The sequence below is a fragment of the Flavobacterium sp. FG19 genome, assembly GCF_057809475.1.
In genome coordinates, this window is sequence record NZ_JBMDKA010000082.1 from 1 (window position 1) to 585 (window position 585).

Below are 585 nucleotides of genomic sequence, written 5' to 3' on the forward strand. Positions count from 1 at the left end.
ACCGTCTGGTGGAGAAAAAGCTGCCGGGAAAACAATGGGAGTTTATCGTATATGACAAACTAGACCGGGTTGTTGCCTCAGGTCCTGCCAATTCTCCTTTTTCAGATCTGACTTCCGCCGGATGGCTGATAACCAAATACGATGCTTTTAATCGTGCGGTTCTTACAGGCTGGAAACCTGCTTCGGGAATAACTTCCGCAGCCAGAAAAACACTGCAGGATGCTGTGTCGCTTTTAACTTCTAATAACGAAACCAAAATAGCCGCAGCAACCAATACGACGGTGAATGGAGTAAGTTTCAGGTATAACAATGCCGCATGGCCAACAACGGATTATCATGTGCTGACAGTAAATTATTTTGACGATTATAATTTCCCTGATGCGCCCGCTATTCCCACAACGGTGCAGACACAAACAGTATATTACGATACTTCCAGAAAACCAAAAGGGCTGCCAACAGGTTCCTGGACACGGGTACCGGAAAGCAGCACCTTATACAAAAATGAATTGTCTTATACCTTTTATGATGCAAAAGCAAGGCCGATACGCAGCAGGGTGCAGAACCATTTAGGAGGGTATACTACCA

At 45.3% G+C, this 585-nt stretch carries 1 pseudogene; it reads left to right on the forward strand.

Annotated elements, in window-relative coordinates:
- A pseudogene (locus tag ACODST_RS27830) lies at positions 1–585 on the forward strand (RHS repeat domain-containing protein); the annotation flags it as partial.